Source organism: Syntrophus sp. (in: bacteria), from assembly GCF_040768185.1.
In the GTDB taxonomy this organism is placed as follows: Bacteria; Desulfobacterota; Syntrophia; order Syntrophales; family Syntrophaceae; genus Syntrophus; species Syntrophus buswellii.
This window is the reverse complement of sequence record NZ_JAXGNC010000001.1, coordinates 416,111-436,018: the sequence shown is the minus strand read 5'-3', so window position 1 is coordinate 436,018 and position 19,908 is coordinate 416,111. Positions and strand designations below refer to the sequence as shown.

Below are 19,908 nucleotides of genomic sequence, written 5' to 3'. Positions count from 1 at the left end.
GATCAGGCCCGGAGATTCTCAAGGCACCGGTCACAGATCCCGGGATGCTCGGAATCTCCGCCTACCGCTTCACTATACATCCAGCAGCGGTTGCATTTGACGCCCCTGGCGCGCGTCACATCGATCAGCAGCCCTTCGAAATCCGATCCCGGGCAGGGAGCCGGTTCCGACATCCCGGCGGCGGGGACGATTCTCATCTGGGAAACAATCAGGAGGCTCCGCAATTCTTCAAGATGAGCTTCGAGAAAGGCCCTCAGATTCTCCGGTGGTGCCAGATCAATGCAGGCATCAAGAGAATGCCCGATGATTTTGTTCTTCCTGGCCGCTTCGATGACCTTGCCGATCTCGCCCTTCAGGGCAATCATCCTGGTCCACCCGTCGGCGAGTTCCGTATCCGTATAGGCCGCATCTACATCCGGGAACTGGGCGAGGTGAACGCTTGCGGCTTTGCCTTCATAGGAGGGAAGGGCCGCCCAGATCTCTTCCGCGGTAAAGGTCAGAATGGGGGCGAGAAGCCTTGTCAGGGAGCTGGCAATCGAAAACATGGCCGTCTGTGCCGATCGGCGCTGCCTGGAATCGGCCCTGGAGGTGTAAAGCCGGTCCTTGAGCACATCGAGGTAAAGGGAGCTCAAGTCGACCGTGCAGAACTGATAGAGAGCGGAAAAGGCGCCATGGAACTGAAAGCTGTCATAGGATGCCTTGACTTTCTGGATCAGCTCCTGGAGCCGGTGCAGGGCCCAGCGGTCCATGGGCTCCATCTCCCCGTAGGGGAGGGAATGCGAAGCGACGTCGAAGTCATAGAGGTTTCCCAGGATAAAGCGGCTGGTATTGCGGATCCGGCGATAGGCTTCCACCAGTCGCTTGAGGATTTCGTCGGAAATGCGGATGTCATCGGTATAATCCGCCGAAGCCACCCAGAGGCGCAGGATTTCCGCACCGTACGCGTCAATGACCTGGTGGGATTCAATGACGTTGCCCACGGATTTGGACATCTTCTTGCCCTCTCCGTCTACGACGAAGCCGTGAGTCAGGACGTTGCGGTATGGGGCGCGGTTCCGCGTTCCCACCGATTCAAGCAGCGAAGAATGAAACCAGCCTCGGTGCTGGTCGTTGCCCTCCAGGTACAGATCTGACGGGGAGCGGAGGTTGGGCCAGCGCTCAAGGACGGCGGCGTGGCTGACTCCGGAATCGAACCAGACATCGAGAATGTTCGTTTCCTTGTGGAATTCAGTCCCCCGACACTCCGGGCAGAGGGTTCCCGGCGGAAGGAGGTCCGCCGCCTCCCGCTCGAACCACACGTCGGCGCCGAACTGGCGTACCAGGCTCACCAGGTGATTCATGATCTCCGACGTCATCAGGTGCGCTCCGCAGTTCTCGCAGTAGAACATGGTGATCGGCACGCCCCAGAGGCGCTGGCGGGAGATGCACCAGTCCGGGCGGTTTTCGATCATCCCGTAAATCCGGTCCCTTCCCCAGGAGGGAATCCAGCGCACGCTTTCCACCGCTTCCAGCGCCTTTTTCCTCAGGTCGTTCTTTTCCATGGAAATGAACCATTGCTCCGTGGAGCGGAAGATGATGGGGCTCTTGCACCGCCAGCAGTGAGGATAGGAATGTTCGATATCCACAAGGCCGAGGAGGGCGCCGACTTCCTTGAGCTTCCGGTTGACGCTGTCATTGGCGTCGAAGACGAACTCTCCGGCGAAATCGGCCACGTCGGAGGTAAAGCGGCCGTCTGCATCGACGGGGGCGTAGTTGTCAAGGCCGTATTTCATGCCGATTTCGTAGTCTTCCTGCCCGTGGCCCGGGGCAATGTGGACACAGCCTGTTCCGGCGTCGAGGGTCACAAAAGGAGCCAGGATCACGAGACTTTCCCGATCGATCAGGGGATGGCGGGCTTTGAGCCCCTCGAGGACCGCACCGGGAAATTCATCCAGGATTTCATAGGATTTGCCGCGGAAACCGAAGGCGTCGATGCAGTAATCCAGCATGTCCTTGGCAAGGATCAGCACATCCTCGTCGAACGAGACCGCGATGTACTCGAATTCCTCATGGAGGGCGATGGCCAGATTGGCGGGTATTGTCCACGGCGTTGTCGTCCAGATGACGATGCTGACCTTCTTTTCGGCCAGTTTGGGACGAACCGCCGCGATATCGGAAATCAAGGGGAACTTCACATAGATCGAGGGTGTGGAGTGATCGGCATATTCCACCTCCGCCTCGGCCAGCGCCGTCTTGCAGGAGGCGCACCAGTAAACGGGCTTCTTGCCTTTGTAAACCGAACCGCTCAGGTAAAGCTTGCCGAACTCCTCGACCGTGGTCGCCTCGTAATCGTAGCTCATGGTCAGATAGGGATTGTCCCACTCCCCGAATACGCCGAGCCGCTTGAACTGCTCCCTCTGGATATCCACGAATTTATCGGCGTATACCCGGCAGAGGCGCCTTTTTTCAGCCTGGGACAATTCCGCCTTTTTCTCGCCGAGTTCCTTATCCACCTGATGCTCGATGGGCAGGCCGTGGCAGTCCCATCCGGGCACAAACACACAGTCATAGCCCGTCATGCTTCTGGACTTGATGACGATGTCCTTGATGATCTTGTTCAGGGCGGTTCCAAGATGGATGTTGCCGTTGGCGTAGGGTGGTCCGTCGTGAAGAATGTATGTTTTCCGACCCGTTGAAACCTCACGAATCAGGTCATAAATGTGCATTTCATCCCATTTTTTGAGCTGTTCCGGTTCTTTCTTGGTGAGGTTCGCCTTCATGGGGAAATCTGTTCTGGGCAGGTTCAGGCTTTCTTTGTAATCCATGTGTAACTCCTCGATATTCAATGAAAAAAGGAATATTAAAAAATCCTTCGGCTGAGATCTCGGCTCAGGAGAAAGAAAATAAAGATGCAGTCGAAGCGGCAAGGGCTTAGCAGGAGCGAATATCCAGTTTTTCCGACGGGATGTCTGTCACCGTGCATCGGCCAAGGCTGTGCCCTATCACAGAAGATCCTGATTTTCAAGTCAAAGTAATCGGTATCGGAGAGGGGTTAGATGGGAGAGTCGGCAGTCTCGAAATGAAAATATTCCCATCAAAGCGTGTTTTTTGAAACAACGGTATCCTTCCGCCAGGCCTTGTCATCCCGGTCCGGGTAATCGATGTTGTAATGCAGGCCCCTGCTCTCTTTCCTGAGCTTGGCGCATTGGACGATGAGACCGGCGGCGGTTGTGATGTTGCGAAGCTCGATGAGATCCTTTGTAATAAAGAATTGCTGGTAATATTCGTCAATTTCCCTGCTGATCATATCGATGCGACGCTGCGCCCTCTCCAGACGCTTGTCGGAGCGTACGATCCCCACGTAGTTCCACATGCAGCGCCGGATCTCGTCCCAGTTATGGGACACAACGACGGATTCATCGCTCTCGTTGGCCGCCTGCTGCCCCCAGGGAGGGATCGTGACGGACAGTTTCCCCCGGTGAGGAAACAGGTCGGAAATCTTGACAAAGGCCCGATGGGAATAGACGACGGCTTCGAGAAGGGAATTGCTGGCCAGGCGATTGGCTCCGTGAAGGCCCGTGCAGGACACCTCGCCGAGGGCGAAGAGACGGTCGATGTTCGTTTCGCCGCAATGGTTCACCACCACCCCTCCGCAGAGGTAGTGGGCTGCGGGGACGACTGGAATGGGCTCGCTGGTCATGTCGATGCCGAACTCCAGGCATTTGTGGTAAATGTTGGGAAACCGGTCTATCAGGAACGCCTTATCCTTGTGGGAAATGTCCAGGAGGACGTAATCGTCTCCCGATTTTTTCAGCTCGAAGTCGATGGCTTTGGCCACCACATCACGGGGCGCCAGGCTTTTCATGGGATGATACCTGTCCATGAAGGGTTCACCGCTTTTAAGCTTCAGGATTCCTCCTTCTCCACGGACGGCCTCGCTGATGAGAAAAAATTTGGCTTCGGGATGGTAGAGGCAGGTGGGGTGAAACTGGATAAACTCCATGTTTGAGATCAGTGCGCCGGCCCGGTATGCCATGGCTACGCCGTCCGCCGTTGCGATATCCGGGTTGGTGGTGATCAGGTAAACCTTGCCCGCTCCGCCTGTCGCCAGGATGACGTAGTCAGCAATGAAGGTATGAACTTCATTGCGAAGAATGTCGAGGACATAAGCACCAAGGCACCGGCCCGGCACCCCCGCGTCACGCCCCTCCGGAGGCGGCATCAGAATCAGATCGACGGCCAGGTGATTTTCGTAAACGGAAATTCTGGGATCGGCCCCGGTCTTTTCATTGAGGGCCCGTTCAATTTCACTTCCTGTCAGGTCCTTCGCGTGGAGGACCCGCCGCATGGAATGGCCGCCCTCGCGACCAAGGTCGTAAACCGCAGTAGACCCCGGCTGAGACCTGGTGAACTCGACGCCCCATTCAACGAGCTCTTTGATCCTTTCAGGGGCTTCCGTTACGACGAAGTTGACGACCTCCTCCCTGCAGAGACCCGCTCCGCAAAGGATCGTATCCCGGATATGATATTCGAAGCGGTCCGTTGAATCCGACACAGCGGCGATGCCGCCTTGCGCGTAATTCGTGTTTGCTTCGGATTTTTCTTTTTTTGTGACAATCGCAACCGTGCCGAGTTCGGCCGCCTTGATGGCAAAGCTAAGTCCAGCGATGCCGCTGCCGAGAACCAGGAAATCCGTTTTAATTTCCATAGAGAATCCTGTCTTTCAGGTCATAGGTTCAGAGAAAAGTTTATTTACAACAGGGACTTTTTTCTATATAAACCAACACCAGTATTTGTAAAAGGAAATTATTCAGTCATGATCGTTTTAGGAATCGAATCTTCCTGTGATGAGACAGCGGCGGCCGTCGTGCGCGACGGACGGGTCCTGCTTTCCAATGTCATTGCATCCCAGATCAAGGAACACTCAAAATACGGGGGCGTGGTGCCGGAGATTGCGTCGCGCAGACACATGGAGGCCATTATTCCCGTCATTCTTCAAGCGCTTGACGATTCAGGGATGGAATTGTCCGATATCGAAGGGATCGCTGTCACCAGAGGGCCCGGGCTCGTAGGCTCTCTCCTGGTCGGCCTTTCGGTGGCCAAGGCGCTGGCATTTTCCCGGAAGCTTCCCTGGGTCGGAGTCAATCACCTGGAAGCGCATATCGCCTCCGTCTTTCTCTCCCAAAACGTTCCTCGTTTCCCCTTTGTGGCCCTCGTCGTATCCGGGGGGCATACCAACATCTACTTCGTGGAAAATTTCGGGGTGTTCGCCATTCTGGGGCAAACGAGGGATGACGCCGCCGGGGAAGCCTTTGACAAGGCGGCGAAGCTCCTGGATATCGGCTATCCCGGAGGCATGATCATAGACAGGCTTGCGCGGGAAGGCGATCGGACGCTACTGTCCTTTCCCAGGGCCATGAGAGACAGCCTCGACTTCAGCTTCAGCGGGGTCAAAACATCTCTTGTCGTCCATGTCAAAAAACATGGAAAGCCGTCAACCCGGGAGGAACTTGCCCATCTGGCCGCGGGATATCAGGAGGCCATCGTTGATGTCCTGGTTGAAAAGACCCTGAAGGCCGCCGAACTGAAATCGGTCAGCCAGATCGTGGTCTGCGGAGGTGTGGCCTCCAACAGCCGCCTGCGAGAACATTTTGCAGACAGAACCGCGGAATGCGGAATAGATCTCTTTGTGCCGCCTCCCATCCTCTGCACGGATAACGCCGCCATGGTTGCCGTGGTGGGAAACAACCTTCTCGGCAGGGGGATCACCGATGAATTCAGCCTGAATGCCGTATCGCGATGGCCGCTCGATGCAACCCTTTCGTGCCGGTAGATCATGATCTTGAAAAAACGGCTACAGGGAATTTATCAGCAGTTCATAAGCCTCAAAGGAGATCCGGGCTCTCTGGCCAGGGGGGCCGCCATGGGTGTTTTTGTCGGCGCCACGCCGACCATCCCGCTGCATACCGTTTTGGTGATTCTCTGTGGGTTTCTTTTCAAGACCAACGTGTCTTCTGCCTGCCTCGGGTCGTGGCTCGTATCCAACCCTCTGACCATCCCCTTGCTTTATATCACGGAGTACCAGATCGGTCTGTTGATCCTCGGACGTGGAAAGGGCGAACTCGTCCTGACGGAATATTCCTTGGCGGCTCTTCTCCAACTGGGTTGGGCCGTTATCGTGCCCCTGCTCGTCGGGGGAGTCGTTCTGGCCGCCTTCCTTTCCGTTCCGGCTTATTTCCTTTCTTACCGGCTTATCTGTGCAATCCGGAAAAAGAGACCCCATGAAATCCATCCGACAGATTCTCTCTGATCACGCGGTCCGACCGTCAAAGCGACTGAGCCAATCGTTTCTTGCCGATTCCTCCATCATGGAAAGGATCGTGGAAGCGGCCGACATTCAGGACATGGAAACCGTCGTGGAGATCGGTTCCGGGCTGGGGCTGATGACGGCTCTCATTGCCGGGCGGGCCAGGCGGGTGACGGCAGTGGAAATCGATGGGAGGCTGATTCCCATTCTCGAGGAGCAGCTTGAAGGCTACCGCAACGTGGAAATCATTCAGAAAGATATCCTTGACTATGATTTTGCGGAGGCCAAAGGGGACAACCCCGAGCAGAAGATCAAGGTGATCGGAAATATTCCATACGGCATATCTTCTCCAATCCTGTTTCATCTTCTGAGTAACCGGAAACATCTCTCGACGGCCGTCCTGATGATGCAGAAGGAAGTGGCCGAGCGCCTCCGTGCGGTCCCCGGGACGAAGGCATACGGCATTCCATCCGTCCTGTTCGGACTGTTCACCCGAATCTCAATGGAACGGGACGTGGCCCCCGGCAGCTTTTATCCGAAACCCGAGGTAACCTCCTCGGTGCTGAAGATTTCATTTTCCGACGAACCGCTGTTTCCCGTCCGCGATGTCGCCCTGTTTTCCCTCCTGGTCAGAACCGCCTTTGCGAAGCGGCGCAAAACCCTGTTCAATAACTTGAAGAGCCTCATGGCGCAGGGCCCGGATAACAAAAATCTGCAGGATTTGCTGGCTTCCCTGGGAATCGGTGAAACGAAAAGGGCGGAAGAGCTGTCAATCCAGCAATATGCGGCGCTGTGCAACGCCCTTTTCGAGATAAAAAAACGCAATAAATATTCTTGACAAGCCAGAGGTCTGTCTGTATAGAAATTTTAACCGCTTGGATCCGCAAAAGGACTGAGACGGAAGGCGCATGAAGCTGATTTATCTAGGGATAAAAGCCTCCCCGTTCAGGACGGTGAGGTTTTTTTTATGGAGAATAACAACCGATGAACATCATTGGTACGGTTCAGGAGATGCAGCGCTATTCGGAAGCCCTGAGAAATTCCGGGAAAAGGGTCGCCTTCGTGCCGACCATGGGCTATTTTCACGACGGCCATCTCAGCCTGATGCGTGAAGCGAGAAAAAGAGGGGACTGCGTCGTTGTCAGCATCTATGTCAATCCCACCCAGTTCGGACCTTCGGAGGACCTGGACAAATATCCACGGAACTTCGAAAGAGATAGGCAATTAGCGGAAGATGCCGGTGCGGACGTCATTTTTTTCCCCAGCAATGCCGAGATGTATCCCGAGCACTACCAGACCTATGTGAACGTCGAGGAAGTCACGAAAAATCTGTGCGGGTTGTCACGACCGGGTCATTTTCGCGGCGTAGCAACGGTATGCGCCAAGTTGTTCAATATGGTGAAACCCCATCTGGCCATCTTCGGTAAGAAAGATTTTCAGCAGCTGGTTACGATCAAGCGGATGGTTGCTGATTTGAACATGGATCTCGAGATTGTCGGCATGCCGACGACAAGGGAGCAAGACGGACTCGCCATGAGTTCCCGAAATGTTTATCTGAGCCCGGAAGAACGGCAATCGGCCCTATGTTTGAGCCGGTCCCTGAAGAAAGCCAAAGAGCTGTTCGATCAGGGTGAGCGGGACGCCGGCCGGATACTGGACGAGATCACGGGTTACATCGAAGGAGTCCCCTCGACCCGGATTGATTATGCCAGGATTTGCAGCACGACCACCATGAAGGATATCGACCGCCTGGAGGACGAATCCGTTATGGCCCTTGCTGTTTTTGTCGGCTCCACGAGGCTTATAGACAATTACGTGTTCGGTGAAGAACTGAACATCGAATAAAAAAGAAAATACGAGATCGGGCAGGGAGCGGCTCCTGGCTCGGCGGGAAGGTGAATCCATGCAAAGGATGATGCTTAAATCCAAAATTCACAGAGCGACTGTAACGGATGCAGATCTTCATTACGAGGGCAGCATCACCATTGATGAAAATCTGATGGACGCTGCCGGACTTTTGCCCTATGAAAAAGTGTCCATTTATGATGTGAATAATGGTGAGCGTTTTTCCACATATGTGATAACAGGCAAACGGGATTCAGGGACGATCTGCCTCAACGGTGCTGCGGCAAGAAAAGTTGCACGAGGGGACCTGGTCATTATTGCCAGTTACGTATTTGTCGACGGCGATGAAGCGAAGGGCTGGAAGCCCACCGCAATCTTCGTCGACGAGGATAACCGTATCAAACATTAAAGCCGATCGCAGTGGCATGTTTATATGGACAGTGGTGATCCACTGGTTCGCCGGGGTTCATTTGTTTTTTTATTCTTATGTGAAATATGGCAAGAGAGTTGTGGCCAGGGGCATGGGGGAAGCGTCATGCCCCTGTTTTGTTGTTCCTGTGCCGAAGGAAACTATTCATGGTCCCTTTTTTGCTAAATTTAAAAACGGGATAGACTTCACTGAAAGCGGCCGCATTTCGATAGCATGACATCCTTGGGGAAAAAACTGAGAGGAATTTTTTTAACAGGACTTGCCGTCACTGTTCCTCTGGGATTGACGATTTATATCCTGTCCTTTCTCGTCAGGATGATGGATAGCCTCCTGGACATCATCCCCCGGCCTTACCAGCCGGGAACGCTCCTGGGTATGCACATTCCGGGTTTGGGGATGATCGTCACCCTGGCGGTCATTTTTGTCTGCGGACTTCTCACGCAAAGTTATCTGGGGACTAAGCTCGTCACGTTTGGAGAATCCCTTCTTGACAAGATTCCCGTAGTCCGCAGTATTTATCAGGCAACGAAACAGATTTTCGAACATCTTTTCATCAATAAGAATCAGAGCTTTAAAAAAGTTGTTCTTGTTGAATTTCCCCGGAAGGGGGTATATAGTCTCGGTTTTGTTACCGGAATAACGGGGCAAGAATTTTCCAGCAGGACGGGTGAAGAGGCCCTTCATGTTTTTATTCCCAAAACACCCAACCCGACCGCAGGATTTTTTATCATGGCCCGCAGCGATGATCTCATTGAACTGGATATGACCGTCGAGGCCGCCTTTACGCTCATCATATCCGGTGGGATCGTCACGCCGCCGAACCGACCGGGCAGTCGGAGTCTTTCCAAAAGCCAAACAAGGGTCGTCATGGCGGACGTCTAATGCCAAGGGTAACAAGAGACACGGAAATCTGATCGATACGAAAAAAGAGAACTAAAGGAGAACAATAGATGCGTATTACTTCTGAAAGCGTCAAGGTGGGGCATCCGGACATTGTTGCGGATTCCGTTGCCGCAAATATCATTGCAGCCATTCTTGACAGAGAAAAAGAACGAGGCTTAACGGTGGACAACATGCCCCATTGCGGAATCGAAGTCTTCCTGGGAAAGGGGCTTTGCATCGTGGGCGGTGAAGTGGCAACCCGCATTTATGTGGACATCGAACGATGTGTCCGTGACACCGTTTTGAGGCTCGGGTATTGCGACTATGAGCTGGGCCTCAACGGGAACTCCATGGGCATCCTGAATACGATTATTCCTCAGTCGCCGGACATCAACATCGGCACGCGGGCTGACCTGGGAAAGTACAAGGAAATCGGGGCAGGAGACCAGGGGATTATCTTCGGATTCGCCTGTGACGAAACTCCTGAACTGCTTCCCCTGCCCTATGTGCTGGCTACCAAGATGATGAGGGCCTTCGAGGAAGCGGACAATCCCGTCTTTGCCCCCGATGGAAAGGGCCAGGTGACCGTGGAATATGACAGTGAAGGAAAGCCGCTACGGGTGGCAACCGTATTGATGTCCAACGCCATTGACTACCGGCATGTGCCGGCAGGTTTCCGGAACAGCATTGAGCCTCTTGCCAAGCAGATCGCCATGAACTGTTTGAAGGACTGGGTGGATGAACAGACAGATTTCCTGTTCAACCCGACGGGTGAATGGCAGGCCGTCAATTCCTGCAGCTCCGCAGACTCCGGCGTGACCGGCAGAAAACTGGTGGTCCAGCTTTATGGAGGCTACCCAGGTGCTCAGATCGGAGGCGGCTCCGTTGTAAACAAAACTCCGGAAAAGGTGGACTGTTCCGCAGCGCTTGGCGCGCGCTATGTGGCCAAGAATATCGTTGCCGCCGGGCTGGCGCGGAAATGCGCCATCCAGCTGTCCTATGCAATCGGCATTGCCCGACCGATCTCCATCTATGTGCACACCTTCGGGACGGGAATCGTTTCAGATCAGAAAATCGGAACCCTCATCCGGGAATACTTCGATCTTTCGCCGCGGGGAATGATCGAACGGTTCAACCTTCTCGACGGAGAGATCTACAGAAAACTGCCCAAGTCGCTCTTCCTGGACGATTATCTCTGGGAAACGACGGATATGGTGGAGCCGTTAAAAGGGGCCGCCAACATATAAACAGGAACAATGACATTGTCCGCGGAACAGGAGGAAGAGATGAGTTTCCTGGAGATTGACGCTTCATTGCCGTACCGGGTGGCGGATCTGTCCCTTTCAGAATGGGGAAGAAAGGAGATGGCTCTGGCGGAAAACGAAATGCCTGGGCTGATGGCCGTGCGGGAAAAGTACGGCCGGCAGAAACCCCTGGCGGGCCTGAAGGTGATGGGCAGCCTGCACATGACCATTCAGACGGCCATGCTGATCGAGACGCTGAACATTCTGGGTGCGGACATCCGCTGGGCTTCGTGCAATATTTTTTCCACGCAGGACCATGCCGCCGCGGCGATTGCAGAAGCAGGCACGGCGGCGGTCTTTGCCTGGAAGGGCGAAAGCCTGGAAGAGTACTGGTGGTGTACGGAGCAGGCACTGACATGGCCCGACGGCGGCGGCCCCGATCTCCTTGTCGACGATGGGGGTGATGCAACCCTGTTTGTCCATCAGGGGGCCCGCGTCGAAAAAGATCCCGGCCTCCTGGAGAAAAAGCAGGACAACAAAGAGATGCAGATTATCATGGAGCGGATGAAGAGATCTCTCTCCAGGGACAGGAATCGCTGGACACGCGTGGCTGCGGGCATTCTGGGCGTATCGGAAGAAACGACAACGGGTGTTCACCGCCTTTATTCAATGGCCAGGGAGGGAGAGCTTCTCTTCCCGGCCATTAATGTCAATGATTCCGTCACAAAGTCGAAGTTTGACAATCTCTATGGGTGCCGGGAATCGCTGGCCGACGGGATCAAGCGGGCAACGGACATCATGGTCGCTGGAAAGGTGGTTGTCGTCTGCGGCTATGGAGACGTCGGCAAGGGCTGCGCCCAGTCGATGCGCGGATTCGGTGCGAGGGTCCTTGTAACCGAAATTGACCCCATCTGCGCCCTTCAGGCGGCGATGGAAGGATATGAGGTCAAGAGGCTCGACGACGTCGTCGGCCAAGGGGATATTTTCGTGACGGCCACCGGGTGCTGCGACGTCATTACCGGGGAGCATATGGAGCGCATGAAAAATGAGGCGATCATATGCAACATCGGCCATTTCGACAGTGAAATCGCCATGCATTACCTGGAAGAAAACCGGGAGTGTAAGAAGGAAACCATAAAACCACAGGTAGACAAATGGACCCTGTCCTCAGGGCGCTCCATCATTGTTCTGGCGGAAGGGCGCCTGGTGAATCTGGGCTGCGCGACGGGCCACCCCAGCTTTGTCATGAGCAACAGTTTTACCAATCAGTGCCTGGCACAGATCGAACTCGCTTCGAAAAAATACAAGCCTGGAGTCTATACCCTGCCCAAGAAGCTGGACGAGGAAGTCGCCCGTCTGCACCTGGGACGCTTGGGAGTCCACCTGACAACGCTGTCCCCAAAGCAGGCGAACTATCTGGGGGTTCCCGTTGAAGGCCCCTATAAGGCGGAGCACTATCGGTATTGAGATCGATGCCGAAAAAGCCTTCCATTATGTCCTGACGTGTTTGAAACGATACAGCGCAGCCGCTCCGAAGAGGAGGTTTGCCAGCCAGGCCGCGAGAAGGGGAGGGAGGTTTCCCGATCTTCCCAGAGACATGGCGAAGGCGTAAAGAATCCAGTAAGAAAATCCAATGGTGACGCCGACGAAGATGCTTCCCGCAAGCCCTCCGCTCCGTTCTGTTTTCACGGAGAAGGAGATTCCGAGAATGGCCAGGATGACGCACACAAAGGGAAAGGCGATCTTTCCGTGCAGATCGGCCAGGTATCTCGTCGCGTCATAGCCTTCGGAACGAATTTTCCGTACATACTTTCTTAATTCAAAATATCCCATCTGCTCGGAATCTTTCTGGACTACCTGAAAATCCGACGGCTTTTCGGGCAGGTCCAGGATTTTTTCATCAAAGCGCTCCATCAGGGGAAATCCCGCCTCGTCAAAGCGAACGATCAGAAGGTTGTAAAAGATCCAGTGATCCCTGTTCCACACGGCCCGATCCGCATCGACGCGCATGACGAGATTCATCCCGCGATCGAGGTAATTGAGGGTGATTCCCTGGAGGATGTTGTTTTTCGGATCAAAAAGCTTGAAGCTGTAAATCCCCCTGGCGCCTCGATACCAGATCTGTTCCTTTTTGAAAGCCCCGTGGAGTTCCTTCTTCTGGATGTCTACCCTCATGATGTATTCAGCTTTCGCGTTTGCATAGGGAGTGATCAATTCACTGAACAGAAAAGAGAAAAGCGTGATCAGGAAAGAAAGGATCATGATTGGAACGGACGAACGGTAGATGCTGATGCCGTTGGCCTTCATGGCCACAATTTCACTGTTTCTCGACAGGGATCCGAAGGTCAGCAAGGCCGATAGAAGAACGGCCGCAGGAATGGTTAACGAAAGCATCATGGGAATGCGGAAGAAGAAATAAGCGGCCACCTGATCAAAGGAGGCGCTTTTTCTGGCGAGGATCCTGAGCTGGTCAAAAAACTCGACGATGAGAAAAAGCGAGAGAAAAGAGACCATGACCAGGAGAAAAAATCTGAGAAATTCTCTTGTTATATAGCGATCGAGGGTGATCATGAATGTTTCTGACTCCTCCGGACCTTGTTGCGATTCAAAAATTTATGAAGGGCGGATGGGGACATCCATTTAATCTGCCGTTCTGCCGCCGCGGTCAAGTAAAGAGAAAGACCCGTCATGCAGAAAAGGAGTGTCGGCATCCATGAGCCGAGCAGCGGGGGCAATTTCCCCGTAGTGACCAGCGCATCGCAGCCCAGCTGCAGAAGATAGTAGAGCAAGACCGTCATCAGCCCGAGGGTAAACCCCCTTGCCTTCACGGAACGGTGCCGGCTTTTGATGCCGAGAGGGATGGCGAGAATGCCGAACATCAGGCATGAAAAAGGGATGGTGAATTTTTTGTTCAGTTCGAGCACATATTCCCGATAATTTTTATCCGCCTGCCGGCTGTTCTTGATGTTGAGAATCAATTCCCGGGGAGTCATTTCTTTGGTTGACTTTGAACGCTCCTTCCGGGCTTCGCTCAACGCAGAGGGAACATCGAGATTGATGTCGTAATACTGGAAGTCCATCTTACGGAAATTTTTTTTATCCTTGGAAACAGAATAGGTGCTTCCGTTTTCAAGCCTCAAGGTGACGTCCATGGATTTCGGATCAGAGATCAGAAACGCCTGTTTGGCAATAATGGTCGCCGGCTCCTCGTCGGTTCGCTGATCTGAAACAAGGACCCCCTCCATGGAAAAGTCCCTGTCGGAAATCGTGTCCGCGTACAAAAGAATGCCTTTAAAGTCCGCGATAAACACTTTCTCCTTGATACCGATGCCTGCCTTGCTCCTCGCAACGCTGTACAGAAGGGTCTTCGTCGCCATATTGCTGTAGGGTGCGAGAAAAAAAGTAGAAAAGGCCGTAAGCAGCAGGGCCGCAAAAGCGATCAGAAGTATCGGCGGAGTCAGCCTGTACAGGCTGACTCCGGAGGCCTTCAAGACGGTGAATTCGCTGTCGCTGGAAATTCTTCCCAGGGCGATGAGAATGGAAATAAGCAGTGCTATGGGAATCGTAAAGACGAAGAACGAGGGCAGCAGGAAAAGGATCAGCTGCACGATGGCGATGAGGCCGACCCCTTTGTTGATCATCAGATCCATCAATTGGAGAATCTTTCCCATCAGCAGAACAAATGTCATTACAAACAGCACGATGCCGAAGGGTTGCAGGATCTCTTTAATCAGGTAGCGATCGATGATTTTCACTTTAAACCGTTCCTTCAATGAAACAGACCCCTTTCCTGTACCGGAAGAATAAACTCCTCCAGTTAAAAGAAGATTGACGATTTGTCAATTTCAAATGAGGGCAGATCATGATTGACCGGGAAAGCGGAGGGTGCTACTAAGAAATAACCTTGGTGGAAAGAGCCGCTCTTCAGGGTCATACTTCTGAATTTCTGGAAATAAGGAGAATCCTGTGATTGATCTGCATACCCATACGTTTTTCAGCGACGGCCAACTTCTTCCGTCCGAACTCGTCAGGCGCGCGATCGTTGTCGGATATCGCGCCATAGCCTTGACCGATCATGGGGATCATTCGAATATTCCTTCGATCCTACCCGGTATTGTAGCCGTCTGCAAAAAACTTTCAATAGCCCATGGCATTCCCGTTCTGCCCGGAATAGAACTGACCCACGTCCCGCCCATGTACATCAGAGAGCTGGCCGTGGAAGCCAGAGGACTGGGGGCAAAAATCATTGTCGTCCACGGTGAGACTCTTGTGGAGCCGGTCATGGAGGGAACGAACCTGGCCGCGCTGTCGGCGCCCATCGATATCCTTGCCCACCCCGGGCTGATTGGAGAAGAGGAGGCTCTTCTGGCGGCAAAAAACAACATCTGCATGGAGCTCACGACACGAAAGGGGCACTCTCTTTCGAACGGCCATATTGTGAAGATGGCCGTTCAGTATCATTTTCCTCTGGTGCTCAATACGGACAGTCATGAATCGAGCAATCTCACCACGCGGGCCATGGCCGTGAAAATTGCCAGGGGGGCGGGGATGCACGAAGAAGACATTCCCGCCCTTTTTAAAAATTCAGAAATTCTTGTGAAAAAAGCGCTGGAGTACAGATAGGAAGCAGCCAAAAAGCCTACCTCGAAATTCTTCAGAACAACACCATGCCATCCGAAGGATAGCCTGCGAATGTTCAAGGTCGTTGGATCGTTCCATGTCACCATGCCTGCTGTCAACTTTTATAAAATTTATCTCTTGATTATGAATCAATATATGGTATGGTGTTCCACCATAATGCCCAACATCTTGTTGGTAGACCGCATAAAAACATTATATCAGGTCAACTGCTGATTGCAAAAGGAGCGTTCTGATGTATTCGGAGATCATCAAAAGGGATGGAAGGCTGGTTAAATTTGACGCAGAAAAGATCACCTCCGCCATTGCAAAGGCGGGCCTCGCGACGGGAGAATTCGACGGCAAAACGGCTCGAAAGTTAACCATCAGGGCGTTGAGCCTGGCGGAAAAGCTTTTTGGAGGTTCTACACCGTCTGTCGAGGAAATTCAGGACATTGTTGAGGAAGTTCTTCTGTCGACTTCCTATCGGCGAACGGCAAAAGCCTATATCATCTATCGGGATCAGCATGCCCGGCTGAGGGAAATTACGAACCGTATGGAAGTTGAGCTGGTCGATTCCTATCTGAAGAAAAAAGACTGGAAGATCAACGAAAACAGCAATATGGATTATTCCCTGCAGGGATTGAACAACTACATATCCTCGGAAGTCAGCAAAATATACTGGCTCAACGAAGTCTATTCGCCGGAGGTCCGAAAGGCGCACAGCGATGGAGATTTCCACATCCATGATCTGAGCCTGTTATCTGTGTATTGTGTCGGCTGGGATCTTCTCGATCTCCTGATGAATGGTTTCAAGGGGGTATCCGGCAAGGTTGAAAGCAGGCCGGCCAGGCATCTTCGCAGCGCCCTGGGGCAGGTGGTTAACTTTTTCTATACACTCCAGGGTGAAGCCGCAGGAGCGCAGGCCTTTTCAAACTTCGACACCCTCTTGGCCCCTTTCATCCGCTATGACGGCCTGACTTTCGACGAAGTGAAGCAGGCGCTGCAGGAATTTATCTTCAACATCAATGTGCCGACACGAGTCGGTTTTCAGACGCCCTTTACAAACGTGACCCTCGATGTGACGGTTCCACGCTACTACGCCGGCCAGAATGTAATCATCGGCGGAGAGCCCCGCAGGGAAACCTATTCCGAATTCCAGGAAGAAATGAACCTGTTCAACTCGGCTTTTCTGCAGGTGATGGCTGAGGGTGATGCGAAAGGGAGGGTCTTCACCTTTCCGATTCCAACATACAACATCACCCGGGATTTCAACTGGGATGATCCGAATTTAAAAGACCTCTGGGAAATGACGGCAAAATACGGCGTTCCCTATTTCTCCAACTTCATCAATTCCGAGATGAATCCCGAAGACGCCAGGAGCATGTGCTGCCGGTTAAGAATCGACAACCGTCAGCTGCAGGTTCGGGGAGGGGGGCTTTTCGGCTCCAATCCGCTGACCGGTTCTATCGGGGTTATCACCATGAATATGCCCCGCATCGGCTACCTCTCCAATTCGGAGCATCATTTTCTGGATCGGCTGGACCGTCTGATGGCTCTGGCCCGTGAAAGTCTGGAGACCAAAAGAAAGGTCCTGGAAAATTTCACGGACCGAAATCTCTATCCCTATACGAAATACTATCTGAGAGGCGTAAAGGAGCGATTCGGTGAATATTGGAAAAACCACTTCTCCACCATCGGTCTTGTAGGGATGAATGAAGCCTGCCTGAATCTATTCGGCAGAAGCATAGGGACACGCGAGGGGCAGGAATTTGCGAAGAGGGTCCTGGATTTCATGAGGGACCGGCTTGTGGAGTTTCAGAACGAGACGGGAAACAACTACAATCTTGAATCGACGCCGGCTGAAGGGACCTCATACCGCCTGGCCCAGATGGACCGGAAAAAATACCCGGACATCCTCGTGGCTGCATCTGAGCAGGACGGGGCAGAAAAGGGTGAGCCTTTCTATACCAATTCAACCCAGTTGCCCGTTAACTACACGGACGATCTCTTTGAGGCCCTCGATCTTCAGGATGAAATTCAGACAAAGTACACAGGCGGAACCGTTTTCCATATCTTTGCCGGGGAAAGAATCGAAGATCCGGATATCATAAAAAAACTGATTCAAAGAATCTGCTCCCAGTACCACATCCCTTATCTGACCTTTACGCCGACTTTCAGTGTGTGCCCATCCCACGGGTATCTGCGCGGAGAGCAGGCTGCCTGTCCGGAATGTCAGGAGCCCTGCGAAATTTATTCAAGGGTCGTCGGTTATCTCAGGCCGGTAAAGCAGTGGAACAAGGGGAAGCAGCAGGAATTTTCCCTGAGAAGGGAGTATGCCGTCTAATGAAGATCGGAGGCCTTCAGAAGGTATCCCTCATTGATTATCCCGGCGAAATCTCTTCCGTCATTTTCTGCCAGGGCTGCAATTTCCGCTGCCCCTACTGCCATAACCCGGAATTGGTCGATCCGGAGCTTTTTTCCGCCTGCCTTTGCGAAGATTCGATTCTCTCCTTTCACCGCAGCCGGATCGGTAAGCTCGATGCGGTGACCGTGACAGGAGGCGAGCCGACGATTCAGCAGGATCTTGCGAGCTTTCTGAAGTGCCTGAAAGCGATGGGATATCAGATCAAGATCGACACCAACGGTTCGATGCCGGGGGTTCTTGCAAGGTTGATTGCTGAACATCTTGTGGATTACATCGCCATGGACATCAAGGGACCCCTTGAAAAGTACGGGAAAATTACCGGAATGGCGGGTGTTTCAGAACAGATTGCCGAATCCGTGCGATTGATCCTGTCCTCGAATGTAAACTATGAGTTTCGAACGACTGTCGTGGACTCGCTCCTGACGGAAGAGGATCTGCTCAACGTCGGAGATCTGATAGCTCAATCAAGGCGCTATGCACTGCAGCCATTCGTTCCGTCAAAAGCGCTCCGTCCTCAGTATCTTGAAGAGAAGTCTCTTTCTCTTGAAACTCTTGCAAGGGTCAGGGGGCAGCTTGGGAAAAAGATTGATTCCGTTATCATACGGCCTTCAACCTAGGAAGAATAGCCCATTGCTTCCTCGGAATCTTCCGTGGAGCTTGGTTTTGAAGATTTTCCTTTTTCGATAGCCTCAATTTCCTCTTCAATCTCCACCCTTTTTCGTTCCCCCGGTCCATAAAACTTCAAGGCCGCCTTGAAATGGTACAAGGCCATTTCCTTTTTCCGGTTTTTCTTGAAATACATCCCGAAATGGTAATGTGAGGCACCCTGGTCCTTCGTTCCTCCATAGGCCGTGGCAAGATGATAGTGGGCATCCGCTTCAATCGACGGCTTGTTTTCGATTCGTTTCAAGGTGTTCAATGCCTCCTGGAAACGTCCCTCAGCTTCGTAGGCGCGGCCCAGGAAAATAATGGTTTTTGAATTTTCAGGATTAATGGACAAAGCCCGAGACAGATAATAAATGGCATCCCGCGTCCGGCCGGCTCTGAAACATGCGATGCCCAGATCCCGGACGATGTCCTCATCGTTGGGAGAAAGATTCAGGGCTTCTTGAAAGGTCTTTATGGAATCCTCAGTCGATCCGAGTCTTTCCTGCGTCAAAGCCAAGCCGTAAAGAGCGTCAACATCGACGGGATTCGCCTGAACCGCACTTTGAAATTTGGTCAGCTTGAGTTCGGGATTTCTCCCGATGAAGGCAAGATAAATCTGAATCCTCGTCAATCCCCCGACAATGCTTTCCCGTCCTTCCGTCCGATATCGGACCTGGAGAAGACCATCGAGATAGCGGATTCTTTCGTCAGTTCCTGGATGGGTCAGAAAATAGGAAGGGATGCTTTTCGAGTAAAATTCGTATTTTCTCATGATTTTGAGAAAATCGAGCATTGATTTCCCATTATAACCGGAAGCCACCAGGTAGGCCATACCAAGGCGGTCCGCCTCTTCTTCATGATCGCGGCTGTACTTGAGGTTCATGCTGGAAACCGCGGCCATGGAAAAACTTGTAAGTGCCGCGGCTGCCTCTCCGCCTCCTCCGAGAAAGGCCCCGGCCAAGATTGCCGCCAGGGCCGCGATATTCATCTTCGTGGATTTTTCAATGATGGAGGCGATGTGGCGGGCATTGATGTGGGCGACCTCGTGGGCAAGTACACCGGCCAACTCGCTTTCATTTTCACAGAGATTGATGAGACCCTTGTTGACATAGACATACCCGCCCGGGGTGGCAAAGGCATTGATGGCGGAGCTGTTGATGACGGAAAACTTGAATTCGAAGGGGGCTTTCGGTGACGAAGCCAGGACAAGACGACCGATTTGATCTACGTAGTTCTGAATCTTCGGGTCTCGAATCAGAACCCTTCCCTTTGACAGTTTCTCGTAAAACTCTTTTCCCAGCTTTTTTTCATCTTCCAGGGTAAAAGACGCGTTGGCCGCCGGGCACGAAGTGAAGAGAAAAACAACGGCGAACGCTGCGATAAAAAATTTTTTGATACAAAAAATGGAAAGATTCATTTATAAAAAAGCTGTGACAAGATCTATAGTCGGTTCCTTATAATTTTAAACAGTTCTTCCTTCGTGATTCCTTCGGAACATCATCAGCGCCTGCACAGCCTCTTTTCATGT

16 protein-coding genes are annotated in these 19,908 nt (G+C 52.8%); 11 read left to right on the top strand and 5 right to left on the bottom strand.

Going from position 1 to position 19,908, the window contains the following annotated elements; all coding sequences use genetic code 11:
* Positions 1–2: 2 nt before the first annotated feature.
* Both ileS and nadB read right to left on the bottom strand, forming a co-directional pair.
* Positions 3–2,804, bottom strand: a complete 2,802-nt coding sequence (gene ileS / locus AB3175_RS02075) for an isoleucine--tRNA ligase (RefSeq protein ID WP_367359274.1) — start codon at positions 2,802–2,804, stop codon at positions 3–5.
* A gap of 269 nt (positions 2,805–3,073) precedes the next feature.
* Positions 3,074–4,687: an L-aspartate oxidase gene (gene nadB / locus AB3175_RS02070; protein WP_367359273.1), complete on the bottom strand. Its 1,614-nt coding sequence runs from the start codon at positions 4,685–4,687 to the stop codon at positions 3,074–3,076.
* 108 nt (positions 4,688–4,795) lie between these two features.
* Between nadB and tsaD the strand changes: the two genes are divergently transcribed.
* The 8 genes from tsaD to ahcY all read left to right on the top strand — a co-directional run bounded on the left by tsaD (position 4,796) and on the right by ahcY (position 12,154).
* Positions 4,796–5,812 carry a tRNA (adenosine(37)-N6)-threonylcarbamoyltransferase complex transferase subunit TsaD gene (tsaD, locus tag AB3175_RS02065; protein ID WP_367359272.1) on the top strand — a complete coding sequence of 339 codons (1,017 nt, stop codon included), beginning with the start codon at positions 4,796–4,798 and terminating at the stop codon, positions 5,810–5,812.
* Between the two features lie 9 nt (positions 5,813–5,821).
* Positions 5,822–6,289, top strand: coding sequence for a DUF2062 domain-containing protein (locus tag AB3175_RS02060; RefSeq protein ID WP_367359271.1), 468 nt, complete (start codon positions 5,822–5,824; stop codon positions 6,287–6,289).
* Entirely contained in the window at positions 6,261–7,124 is an 864-nt protein-coding gene (gene rsmA / locus AB3175_RS02055; RefSeq protein WP_367359270.1) for a 16S rRNA (adenine(1518)-N(6)/adenine(1519)-N(6))-dimethyltransferase RsmA, read from the top strand. Before AB3175_RS02060 ends, rsmA begins: the two co-directional genes overlap by 29 nt.
* A 146-nt stretch (positions 7,125–7,270) precedes the next feature.
* A complete protein-coding gene (panC, locus tag AB3175_RS02050) occupies positions 7,271–8,131 on the top strand; it encodes a pantoate--beta-alanine ligase (RefSeq protein WP_367359269.1) in 861 nt (286 codons plus the stop codon).
* A 58-nt stretch (positions 8,132–8,189) separates the two neighbouring features.
* Positions 8,190–8,540, top strand: a complete 351-nt coding sequence (panD, locus tag AB3175_RS02045) for an aspartate 1-decarboxylase (protein WP_367359268.1) — start codon at positions 8,190–8,192, stop codon at positions 8,538–8,540.
* A gap of 243 nt (positions 8,541–8,783) precedes the next feature.
* Positions 8,784–9,443 (top strand): DUF502 domain-containing protein, encoded by a 660-nt coding sequence (locus AB3175_RS02040; RefSeq protein ID WP_367359267.1) that lies wholly within the window; start codon positions 8,784–8,786, stop codon positions 9,441–9,443.
* A 68-nt stretch (positions 9,444–9,511) separates the two neighbouring features.
* On the top strand, positions 9,512–10,690 hold the full coding sequence (gene metK, locus AB3175_RS02035) for a methionine adenosyltransferase (protein WP_367359266.1): 1,179 nt from the start codon (positions 9,512–9,514) through the stop codon (positions 10,688–10,690).
* Positions 10,691–10,729: 39 nt separating this feature from the next.
* Entirely contained in the window at positions 10,730–12,154 is a 1,425-nt protein-coding gene (gene ahcY / locus AB3175_RS02030) for an adenosylhomocysteinase (RefSeq protein ID WP_367359265.1), read from the top strand.
* Positions 12,155–12,178: 24 nt separating this feature from the next.
* On the opposite strand, the gene lptG is transcribed toward ahcY, so the two are convergent.
* Together lptG and lptF are read right to left on the bottom strand one after the other, a co-directional pair.
* The gene (lptG, locus tag AB3175_RS02025) at positions 12,179–13,258 is read right to left on the bottom strand and encodes an LPS export ABC transporter permease LptG (RefSeq protein ID WP_367359264.1); all 1,080 of its coding nucleotides are present in this window, start codon (positions 13,256–13,258) and stop codon (positions 12,179–12,181) included.
* On the bottom strand, positions 13,255–14,442 hold the full coding sequence (lptF, locus tag AB3175_RS02020) for an LPS export ABC transporter permease LptF (protein ID WP_367359263.1): 1,188 nt from the start codon (positions 14,440–14,442) through the stop codon (positions 13,255–13,257). The genes lptG and lptF overlap by 4 nt, the downstream gene beginning before the upstream one ends.
* A gap of 211 nt (positions 14,443–14,653) precedes the next feature.
* Between lptF and AB3175_RS02015 the strand changes: the two genes are divergently transcribed.
* From AB3175_RS02015 to AB3175_RS02005, 3 genes are all read left to right on the top strand, one after another.
* Positions 14,654–15,310, top strand: coding sequence for a histidinol phosphate phosphatase domain-containing protein (locus tag AB3175_RS02015; protein ID WP_367359262.1), 657 nt, complete (start codon positions 14,654–14,656; stop codon positions 15,308–15,310).
* A gap of 250 nt (positions 15,311–15,560) precedes the next feature.
* The gene (locus AB3175_RS02010; RefSeq protein WP_367359261.1) at positions 15,561–17,651 is read left to right on the top strand and encodes a ribonucleoside triphosphate reductase; all 2,091 of its coding nucleotides are present in this window, start codon (positions 15,561–15,563) and stop codon (positions 17,649–17,651) included.
* Entirely contained in the window at positions 17,651–18,349 is a 699-nt protein-coding gene (locus AB3175_RS02005; RefSeq protein ID WP_367359260.1) for an anaerobic ribonucleoside-triphosphate reductase activating protein, read from the top strand. Before AB3175_RS02010 ends, AB3175_RS02005 begins: the two co-directional genes overlap by 1 nt.
* On the opposite strand, the gene AB3175_RS02000 is transcribed toward AB3175_RS02005, so the two are convergent.
* Complete coding sequence (locus tag AB3175_RS02000; RefSeq protein ID WP_367359259.1) at positions 18,346–19,797, bottom strand: M48 family metalloprotease; 1,452 nt, start codon at positions 19,795–19,797, stop codon at positions 18,346–18,348. The two genes, AB3175_RS02005 and AB3175_RS02000, sit on opposite strands and share 4 nt — an antisense overlap.
* Between the last annotated feature and the right edge of the window lie 111 nt (positions 19,798–19,908).

Coding starts and splice junctions, on each gene's coding strand:
- lptG (WP_367359264.1), bottom strand. CDS start 13,258: ATGATCACCCTCGATCGCTATATAACAAGAGAATTTCTCAGATTTTTT.
- metK (WP_367359266.1), top strand. CDS start 9,512: ATGCGTATTACTTCTGAAAGCGTCAAGGTGGGGCATCCGGACATTGTT.
- ahcY (WP_367359265.1), top strand. CDS start 10,730: ATGAGTTTCCTGGAGATTGACGCTTCATTGCCGTACCGGGTGGCGGAT.
- panC (WP_367359269.1), top strand. CDS start 7,271: ATGAACATCATTGGTACGGTTCAGGAGATGCAGCGCTATTCGGAAGCC.
- AB3175_RS02000 (WP_367359259.1), bottom strand. CDS start 19,797: ATGAATCTTTCCATTTTTTGTATCAAAAAATTTTTTATCGCAGCGTTC.
- panD (WP_367359268.1), top strand. CDS start 8,190: ATGCAAAGGATGATGCTTAAATCCAAAATTCACAGAGCGACTGTAACG.
- ileS (WP_367359274.1), bottom strand. CDS start 2,804: ATGGATTACAAAGAAAGCCTGAACCTGCCCAGAACAGATTTCCCCATG.
- rsmA (WP_367359270.1), top strand. CDS start 6,261: ATGAAATCCATCCGACAGATTCTCTCTGATCACGCGGTCCGACCGTCA.
- AB3175_RS02005 (WP_367359260.1), top strand. CDS start 17,651: ATGAAGATCGGAGGCCTTCAGAAGGTATCCCTCATTGATTATCCCGGC.
- AB3175_RS02010 (WP_367359261.1), top strand. CDS start 15,561: ATGTATTCGGAGATCATCAAAAGGGATGGAAGGCTGGTTAAATTTGAC.
- nadB (WP_367359273.1), bottom strand. CDS start 4,687: ATGGAAATTAAAACGGATTTCCTGGTTCTCGGCAGCGGCATCGCTGGA.
- tsaD (WP_367359272.1), top strand. CDS start 4,796: ATGATCGTTTTAGGAATCGAATCTTCCTGTGATGAGACAGCGGCGGCC.